The following is a 412-nucleotide window of genomic DNA, read 5'->3' on the forward strand; positions in this document are numbered from 1 at the left end:
AGCGGCGGGCTATTCGGCTACACGCAGCGCCGATTGGCAGGGAACGTCGTGCCGCCGCGTCCTGCCCACACGCCAGGTGCCATGACCTACGGCGAGAAGCTCATCGCGAAGGCGTTGGGCGTGGTTCGTGTGCGCTCGGGCGACGCGGTGTTCGTACCCGCCAACTGGCGCTTCTCCCATGAATACGTGACGCCGATGGCCGTGAGCTTCTTGCGTCACGCCTTCGGAGATACGGTACCGGCATTGCACGATCCGGCATCGATGTTGTGCTTCGAGGACCACCTCACGCATCTCGACGCGGTGTCCGCCGACGGCAGCCGGCCGCCGCCGTTGGTCGATGCGGCGAAGCGGCTGGGTGCCGTTCAGCGTGAATTCTGTGAGCAGCACGATCTGCGTTTGCATGGCCGCGTGG

At 65.8% G+C, this 412-nt stretch carries 1 pseudogene; it reads left to right on the forward strand.

From position 1 onward, the window contains the following. Nucleotides 1-412, forward strand: a pseudogene (locus CDV44_RS28215) (hypothetical protein); the annotation flags it as partial.

Source organism: Pandoraea sp. PE-S2R-1 (genome assembly GCF_002179865.1).
GTDB lineage: Bacteria > Pseudomonadota > Gammaproteobacteria > Burkholderiales > Burkholderiaceae > Pandoraea.